At 70.2% G+C, this 7,934-nt stretch carries 6 protein-coding genes; all 6 read right to left on the reverse strand.

Features of this window, described 5'->3' with window-relative positions; genetic code table 11:
* Positions 1 to 5: 5 nt before the first annotated feature.
* Positions 6 to 1,019: an adenosine kinase gene (locus tag FV242_RS22775; RefSeq protein ID WP_147940512.1), complete on the reverse strand. Its 1,014-nt coding sequence runs from the start codon at positions 1,017 to 1,019 to the stop codon at positions 6 to 8.
* Between the two features lie 482 nt (positions 1,020 to 1,501).
* Positions 1,502 to 2,911: an MFS transporter gene (locus FV242_RS22780; RefSeq protein WP_147940513.1), complete on the reverse strand. Its 1,410-nt coding sequence runs from the start codon at positions 2,909 to 2,911 to the stop codon at positions 1,502 to 1,504.
* 77 nt (positions 2,912 to 2,988) lie between these two features.
* Positions 2,989 to 3,918 (reverse strand): glutaminase, encoded by a 930-nt coding sequence (locus FV242_RS22785; protein ID WP_147909345.1) that lies wholly within the window; start codon positions 3,916 to 3,918, stop codon positions 2,989 to 2,991.
* Between the two features lie 25 nt (positions 3,919 to 3,943).
* The gene (locus FV242_RS22790; protein WP_147940514.1) at positions 3,944 to 5,713 is read right to left on the reverse strand and encodes an ABC transporter ATP-binding protein; all 1,770 of its coding nucleotides are present in this window, start codon (positions 5,711 to 5,713) and stop codon (positions 3,944 to 3,946) included.
* A gap of 203 nt (positions 5,714 to 5,916) precedes the next feature.
* Positions 5,917 to 7,335 carry an MFS transporter gene (locus tag FV242_RS22795; RefSeq protein ID WP_147940515.1) on the reverse strand — a complete coding sequence of 473 codons (1,419 nt, stop codon included), beginning with the start codon at positions 7,333 to 7,335 and terminating at the stop codon, positions 5,917 to 5,919.
* Positions 7,332 to 7,934 (reverse strand): PRC-barrel domain-containing protein (locus FV242_RS22800; protein ID WP_187278518.1); only part of this gene is annotated, 603 nt, incomplete at its 5' end. The genes FV242_RS22800 and FV242_RS22795, both read right to left, overlap by 4 nt.

Raw genomic sequence — 7,934 nt, forward strand, 5'->3', positions numbered from 1 at the left:
CCGGATCAGAGCAGGCCGCGCGCCTTGGCGAGGCCGACCAGATCGGCCTGGGGGCGCGCACCGATGTGCTGGATCACCTCGGCGGCCGCCAAAGTGCCGAGGCGGGCGCTGGCGACGTTGTCGAGGCCGCGGGCGTGCCCGGCCAGGAACCCGGCCGCGAACAGGTCACCGGCCCCGGTCGTGTCCAGCACCTCGCGGACCGGGCTCGCCTCGACGGACCGGACCTCCCCGCCCTGCACCACCAGGGCGCCGTCCGACGAGCGGGTGACCAGGCCGAGCAGGTGCCTGCTGCGGGCGTTGCGCTCGTCGCGCAGGGCGGCCACGGCGGCCTCGGGATCGTCGGTCTGGTAGAGGCTCTGAAGCTCGCCGATATTGGCGAACAGGATGTCGATGCTGCCGTCGCGCACGAGGCCCAGGAATTCATCCCGGTAGCGGCCGACGCAGAACGCGTCCGACAGCGTCAGCGCCACCGCGTTGCCGGCCTGGTGGGCGATCTCGACTGCCTTGCGGAACGCATCCTTGGCGGCGGGCGGGTCCCACAGATAGCCTTCGAGATAGACCACCCGGGCCGAGGCGACGAGCGCCCGGTCCACGTCCTCGGGCTTCAGCCCCTGGCAGGCGCCGAGATAGGTGCTCATCGTGCGCTCGCCGTCGGGCGTCACCAGCACGAAGCAGCGGGCCGTGGCCGGCCCCTCGGTCGCGGGCGGCACCGTGAAGCCGACGCCCGTGGCCTTGAGGTCGTGGCCGAACAGGCCGCCGAGCTCATCGTTCCGGACCTTGCCGACGAAGCCGGTCTTGGCGCCGAGCAGGGCCGCGCCCACCGCGGTGTTCGCCCCCGAGCCGCCCGAGACGATCGTGGCCGGGCCCATCGCAGCGAACAACGTCTCCGCCCGCTCCTCGTCGATCAGCTGCATCGCGCCCTTGGTCACCCCCTGGGCGTCCAGGAAGGCGTCGTCCGTGCGGGCGATCACGTCGACGATGGCGTTGCCGAGCACGAGGAGATCGAGGGGTGTGGTCATCCGGGTGTCCTGATTCGCGTTTGCGCCGCTGTGACATCCGCCTCGGATCGGATCAAGCCGCGGGCGCTGCGGGGGCGGGAGATCGGCGAACAGCTCGGCCACCGACAGGCTCAGGCCGGGCGGGGTCGGAGCGAGGGGCCCTCGGCTTCCGATGCGGGCTTCGATCGGGCGTTCCAAGGCGCGTCTGTGGTGAGCGATCAGACGCTTGACCGGATCGATGATCAGGTCGTGCGCGACGCTGGCGATTTAAAAATAGCCGACGCGCTTTGCCTCGGTATCCACCGACTTGATCCCCGGTGAGAGCCCCTCGACCACGATGACGGGGTGGGACACCTCGACGGCATCAAGGTCGATCGCCGGCCCTCAAACCAGGGTATCCGGTTCGGACGTGGTCGCAGCGTCGATGCGGACCGTCATCCGAGGCTTTGCCTGTTCGATCATACCGTCAGGCGAGCACGCATGGCCCTCGCAGGCATGCGCCCTCACCCCGCGATCTTCTCCAATGCCACGTCGCGGGTGCGGGGTCCCAGCAGCCCGACCAGCGACCCCGCCGCCAGCATCGCCGCGGAGATGAACAGGAACACCCCCGGGGTGCCGGCCTCGCGCAGCACGAAGGCGATGACGAACCCCGTGAAAATCGCCGAGAAGCGGCTCCACGAATAGACGAACCCCACCGCCCGGGCGCGGATGCCGGTGGGGAACAGCTCGGCCTGGTAGGCGTGGAAGCTGTACGACATCACGTTGGAGGCCAGCGTCAGGCCGATCCCGAGCGCGATGATTGCCGACACGTCGCGGGTCTGCGCGAAGGTCAGCCCGCAGGCGATGTAGACGAGGGCTGCGGCCACGATGACGTGCTTGCGCTCGAACCGGTCGGCGATGGCCAGGCCGATCAGAGGCCCGACCGGGGCGGCCAGCGCGATCAGCGCCGTGTAGGCGAGGCTCGACGTGATGGTGATGCCCTGCGCCACCAGCAGCGTCGGCACCCAGTTGGCGAAGCCGTAGAAGCCCACCGTCTGGAACACGTTGAAGCCGGCCATCATGAATGCCCGGCGGCGGTACGGCGGCACCCACAGGTCGCCGAAGGCGCCGCGCCGCTGCACCGGCTCCGGCGCTGCGGGCAACGGCAGGGGGCGGCCGTACTCGGCGGCGACCTGGCCTTCGAGGCGCCGCAGGACCGCGTCGGCCTCCGCGAGCCGCCCACGCTCGACCAGCCAGCGCGGGCTCTCCGGCAGGCCGGCGCGCAGCCACCAGACCCCGATCGCCGCGGTGGCGCCGATCAGCACGACCCAGCGCCAGCCGTCGATCCCCAGCGGCGCCGTCGGGATCAGCAGATAGGACAGGAAGGCCACCACCGGCACGGCGGTGAAGCCGATGCCCTGGCACAGGGCGAAGGCGCGGCCGCGGATCGCCTTCGGAACCAGCTCCGAGAGGTAGCTGCCGATGGTCACCATCTCCAGGCCGAGGCCGATACCGGCGATCAGCCGCCAGAGATTGAGCCCGAACGCGTCGGTCTGGCAGGCCATCACGACGTTGGCGGCGGTGTAGGACAGCAGCGACCACGTGAAGATCGCCCGGCGCCCGAACCGGTCGGCCAGCCAGCCGCAGACCAGGGTTCCGATGAACAGCCCGGTGAACAGGGCCGCCACGAAGCTCGCCACGCCGCTCGCGCCGAACAGCCCGGGCGTGGTCGGCGTGAGGATCCCGGCCTTCACGAGCCCCGGGGCGACGTAGCCGGTGAACAGCAGGTCGTAGAGCTCGAAGAAGAAGCCGAGGCCGAGGAGAGCGACGAAACGCCAGATCGTGCGCGTCGGCGGCAGCCGGTCGAGGCGGGCCAGGATGGCGCCGGGGTCAAGATCACTACCCGACGTCCGCGCCGCCGTACTCGTCGTCATGTGCCTGGTCCTGCCTCAGGCGCCGCAGCACCACGCTGGCGCAGTGCCGCGGAAGGCGCCTCCGCGCAAGGTGTCGGTCACGCCCCGAACACCGACCAGCCCATGCGCTGGGTCAGGCGCTCCAGGGCGACGCGGCCGAGATGGGAGTTGCCCGCCGCGTCGAGGCCGGGTGACCAGACCGCGATCGAGGCCTTGCCGGGGGCCACCGCCAGGATGCTGCCGCCGACGCCGCTCTTGCCCGGCAGGCCGACCCGGTAGGCGAACTCGCCCGAGCCGTCGTAGTGACCGCAGGTCAGCATGATCGCGTTGATGCGGCGCGCCCGCTCGGCCGAGACGACGTTGTGCCCGGTCGACGGGTTGCGGCCGTTATGTGCCAGAAACCGGCCCGCCATGGCGAGCTGCCGGCAGGTCATCGCGATGGCGCAGTGATGGAAGTAGACGCCGAGCGTGTAGTCCACCGGGTTCTCGATGACGCCGAACGACTTCATGTAGTTGGCGAGCGCGGTGTTGCGGAAGCCGGTGCGCTTCTCGGAGGCCGCCACCTGCTCGTCGATGGTGATGGTGGGGTCCTGGGCCAGGAACTGCATGAAACGCAGGATCTCGCCCAACGCCTCCCGGGGCGCATGACCCGAGAGGATCACGTCGGTCACCGCGATGGCGCCGGCATTGATGAACGGGTTGCGCGGCACCCCGCGCTCCCGCTCCAACTGGACGATCGAGTTGAACGGGTTGCCGGAGGGCTCGCGCCCGACCCGCTTCCACAGCCGGTCGCCGACCATGCCGAGCGCCAAGGTCAGCGTGAACACCTTCGACACGCTCTGGATCGAGAACGGCGTCTCGCTATCGCCGCCGACGGTGACGGCCCCGTCGGCATCGATCACCGCGATGCCGAACTGGTTCGGGTCCACGTGGGCGAGTTCGGGGATGTAATCGGCTACCGCGCCCCGGTCGGAGCGCAGGGCCATCTCGTCGGAGATCTCCCGGACGACGGTGTCGAGATCGGGCACGGCCGGGCCTCGCCGGGCGCCCCGATCAGGCCGCCGCCAGGGACATCGACAATGATTCCTTCTTCATCAGCTCGCGGAAGAAGCCGTCGAGATGGGTCAGCTTGTCTGGCGAGCCGTCCTGGATGATGCGGCCGCCTTCCAGCACCACGATCCGGTCGAAGTCCTGAAGCGTCGACAGGCGGTGGGCGATGGCGATGACGGTGCGGCCCTTCATGAGGTTCGCGAGCGCCTGACGGATCGCCTGCTCCGATTCCGCGTCGAGCGCAGAGGTCGCCTCGTCGAGCAGCAGGATCGGCGAATTCTTCAGGATGGCCCGCGCGATGGCGATGCGCTGGCGCTGGCCGCCCGAGAGCTTCACGCCGCGGTCGCCGACCATGGTGTCGAAGCCCTCCGGCAGGGCCTGGATGAACTCGGTGCAGCGTGCCGCCTCGGCGGCCTGCCAGACCTCTTCGTCGGTGGCCTCCGGCCGGCCGTAGCGGATGTTCTCGCGCAACGAGCGGTGGAACATCGACACGTCCTGCGGGACGACCGTGATCGCCTCACGCAGGGATTCCTGGGTCACCAACTCGACCTTCTGGCCGTTGATGCGGATCTCGCCGGTCTTCACGTCGTAGAAGCGCTGCAGCAGCGAGAACAGGGTCGACTTGCCGCCGCCCGACTTGCCGACGAGGCCGACCCTCTGGCCCGGCTCGATCACGAGGTCGAAATCGGTGAAGACCGGGCGCCCGTCCGGATAATTGAAGGCGACGTGGTCGAACTCGATCTTGGCGCCCTGGCCGGCGAGCGGCTTGGCTTCCGGATGGTCCACGAGGTCGTGGGGCTGGAGCAGGGTGTGCAGCGCCTCCGCCAGGCGGGCGGTGTGCTGGGTCGCGTCCACCAGTGCCACCGCGAGGTCGCGGGTGGCCGCCAGGATGCGGATGCCGAGCGTGCAGACCAGCACCACCTGGCCATTGGTCGCCTGGCCGGCCTCCCACATCTGGATCGCCCAGTAGAGCAGGCCGAACACCGCCAATACGGTGAGCACCGCGTGCACGATGCGCAGCTTCTCAAGGTAGAGCAGCGACGAACGGCGGGCGCGCATCTCCGTGGCGATCGTGCCCTCGAAGCGCTGGCCCTCGCGCTTGAAGCCCGAGAACGCCCGCACGAGCGACATGTTGCCGACGAGGTCGACCATCTCGCCGTCCACGGAGGCCGCCTTGGCGGCGAAGTCGTGGTGCAGCGGCTTGCCGGCCGCCGCCATCTTGAACATCAGCACGACGACCGCGGCGAAGACGCCAGCCAGGATCGCCGCCATGGTGGTGTTGACGGTGGCGATGTAGGCGATCGACCCGAAGGCCGCGACGGTCGGCGGCATCACGTTGAACACGAACATGTTCTCGACCGTGAAGATCGCGTTCGAGGTCGCCGTGATGCGCGACGCCAGGGTTCCCGGCTGCCGGTCGGAAAAGAAGGTCGGCGAATGGCCGGTCATGTGCCGGAACAGGTCGCGCCGGATGTCGCCGGTGACGCCCACGAACGTAAAGGCCCCGGTCAGCGCCGCCACGCGCCAGAGCATGTTGTCGGCCGCGATGAATCCGATCAGGACGGCGAGCGCCCCCCAGACCACGGTGTTGCCCGGGCCGGGACCCTTGGTCAGCGCATCGACCACGCCCTTGAGGGCATAGTCGGTCGAGACCGAGAACCCGACCGCACCGAGCACGGAGATCAGGATCACCAGGTGGGGCACCCAGCGGCGCCGGAGGTATCGCCCGACGAAGGCGAAGGGCCTCTCAGCGTATTGGTGCAGCTCTTCCATCGCGGTGACCATTCCGTATTCACGCGGCACTGGCTGGTGCGGGCTGAGGCGGAGTGCAGCGCGGGCGTAATCGGACCCGCAGCGGCAACGCGACAGCGTTGCCATATGTTGCACCGGCCCGCACCTCCCGCGCGCTTTTATCTCTCAAACCTGAACGCCGCTTGAGCGGCGCGGATACACGCAAGCGAATCCGATGCCGCGGATCACGCCTCCTCCGCCGGCTGGCGCGTCTCGGGCATGATCAGCGCCACCAGCATGAAGGCCGCGAAGCCCATGAAGGCCAGCCCCAGGAAGGCGCTATGGCTTCCCAGGCGGTCCGCCATGATCCCGGCGATCGACGTCGAGAGCGCAGCGCCCACGCCCATCGCGGTGCCGACCGCGCCGAGCGCAAGGTTGAAACGCCCCGTGCCGCGGGTGAGATCCGAGACCACGAGAGGCACCATCACGCCGAGCACCGAGGCGGAGATCCCGTCGAGAACCTGGATGGCGACCAGGCCGTAGGGGTTCGTGGTGTAGGCGAGCATCAACCCGCGCACCGGCAAGGCGCCGAAGCCCAGGAGCAGCACCGGGTAGCGGCCGAACCGCTCGGCGGCCCGGCCGACCGCGGGGGCGCTCACGGCGAGTACCGCCTGCGGGACCATGATGCAGGCCGCGATCAGCGCGGTGGCGGTCTCGCTCGCCCGCAGGGTGAGGACGCTGCCCACCAGCGGCAGCATCGCGGCGTTCGCGAGGAAGAACAGGACCATGCAGGCCGCGAAGCACAGGAGCCCGCGATTGGTCAGCAGCGCCCGCACGCCGTCCTGCCCGGCGGCGCGGGGCGGCTGGGCGGAGGCCGGCTTAGAAGCCGCCGTGGAAGTCGACTTGGAGGCCGCCTCGGGGGCCACATCCTTGAACACGTTGGCGTCGATCTCGTCGGCGCGGATCCGCGTCAGCGCGATGATCGTCGGCACCACGAGAGCCGCCGTCAGGTAGAACACCGCTCCGTTCGAGAGGTAGTAGCCGATGGCGCCCATGCCGGCGGCGCCGAGCGCGTTGCCGACCGCCGCGAAGCTCGCGTTGCGGCCGAGGCGCTCGCCCGCCCGGGCACGCCCGACCAGCCCGATGCTGATCGCCGCGATGGCCGGCGTGAGCACGCAGCTCGCCCCCGAATGCACCGCCATGGCCAGGAGCACCACCGGGAAGCTCGGCCAGATCGCCAGCGCGAAGGCGCTGCCCGAGATGCCGATCACCGCTACCGCGGCGGCGAACCGCTTCGAGTGCACCACGTCGACGAAGGCGCCGCCCGGCACCTGGCCCAGCAGCGCGACGAGGCTCCCTACTGTGAGGGCGAAGCCGATATCGGACTGGGTCCACTTCGCCTGCGAGAAGTACACGGCCAGGAACGGCCCGAACCCGGTCTGCAGGTTGGCGACGAAGAACGCGAAGGCGTCGAGGCCGTGGCGGCTTGCCGCCGTGAGCGTTCGGTCCACCGGTGCGGCCTCCGCGGCCGCCCGGGCCGGCTCGCGCGCGACTTCGGCCGACTGATCCTTCAGGCGGACGGGCCGCGACCGCGGGTCCTGTCGGGACACCTCGCGCTCGCGGGGGGAAACGGCGGGTCTTGCCTTCAATCGGGCCACCGTCACTTATCCGGGGCCTTTTCCGGCGGGGTGGCGGGAAGCGGGGCGGACGGCGTCGGGACCGACGGAGCCGGAACGGTTGGCGCAGACACGACCGGGGCGGCGGGATTGACCGGCGGGGCCGCGCTCGTCGCCTGCTCGCCCTCGGGCACGGGGGCGGCCGGGCTCGCCGGGCCGAGCACGACGATCGGCTCGCCGGCCTTGTATTCGGGCGACACCCGGACCTGGTTGCGGCTCAGCGCGACGGATAGCTTGCGCTCTTTGTTGCCATCGGGGGTGAAGCGCAGGGCGCGCCAATCGACGGCGATTTTGCGGGTGCCGACACCCAGGAATCCGCCGAAATCGATGATGGCCGCCCGGGGATGCCCGTCCTTGTCGATGATGATGTCGATGACGCGCCCCAGCTCGTCGCCGCCGGCGCTGCGCACGCTGCGGCCGAGCAGGCTCTCGTAATCCTGGGTGTCCAGCACCGTGGCCGGGGTCCCCTGCTGCTGCGCCGCGTTCGACGGCGCTCCCGGCGTGGCGGAGGTGGTCGGCGCCCCAGCGGGCGGCGCCGCTGCTGGGGGCGCAGGGTGCAAAGGCGGGGCAGCAGGCACCGGCGGGGC

Source organism: Methylobacterium sp. WL64, assembly GCF_008039945.1.
GTDB lineage: Bacteria > Pseudomonadota > Alphaproteobacteria > Rhizobiales > Beijerinckiaceae > Methylobacterium.

Coding starts and splice junctions, on each gene's coding strand:
- FV242_RS22775 (WP_147940512.1), bottom strand. CDS start 1,019: ATGACCACACCCCTCGATCTCCTCGTGCTCGGCAACGCCATCGTCGAC.
- FV242_RS22780 (WP_147940513.1), bottom strand. CDS start 2,911: ATGACGACGAGTACGGCGGCGCGGACGTCGGGTAGTGATCTTGACCCC.
- FV242_RS22790 (WP_147940514.1), bottom strand. CDS start 5,713: ATGGAAGAGCTGCACCAATACGCTGAGAGGCCCTTCGCCTTCGTCGGG.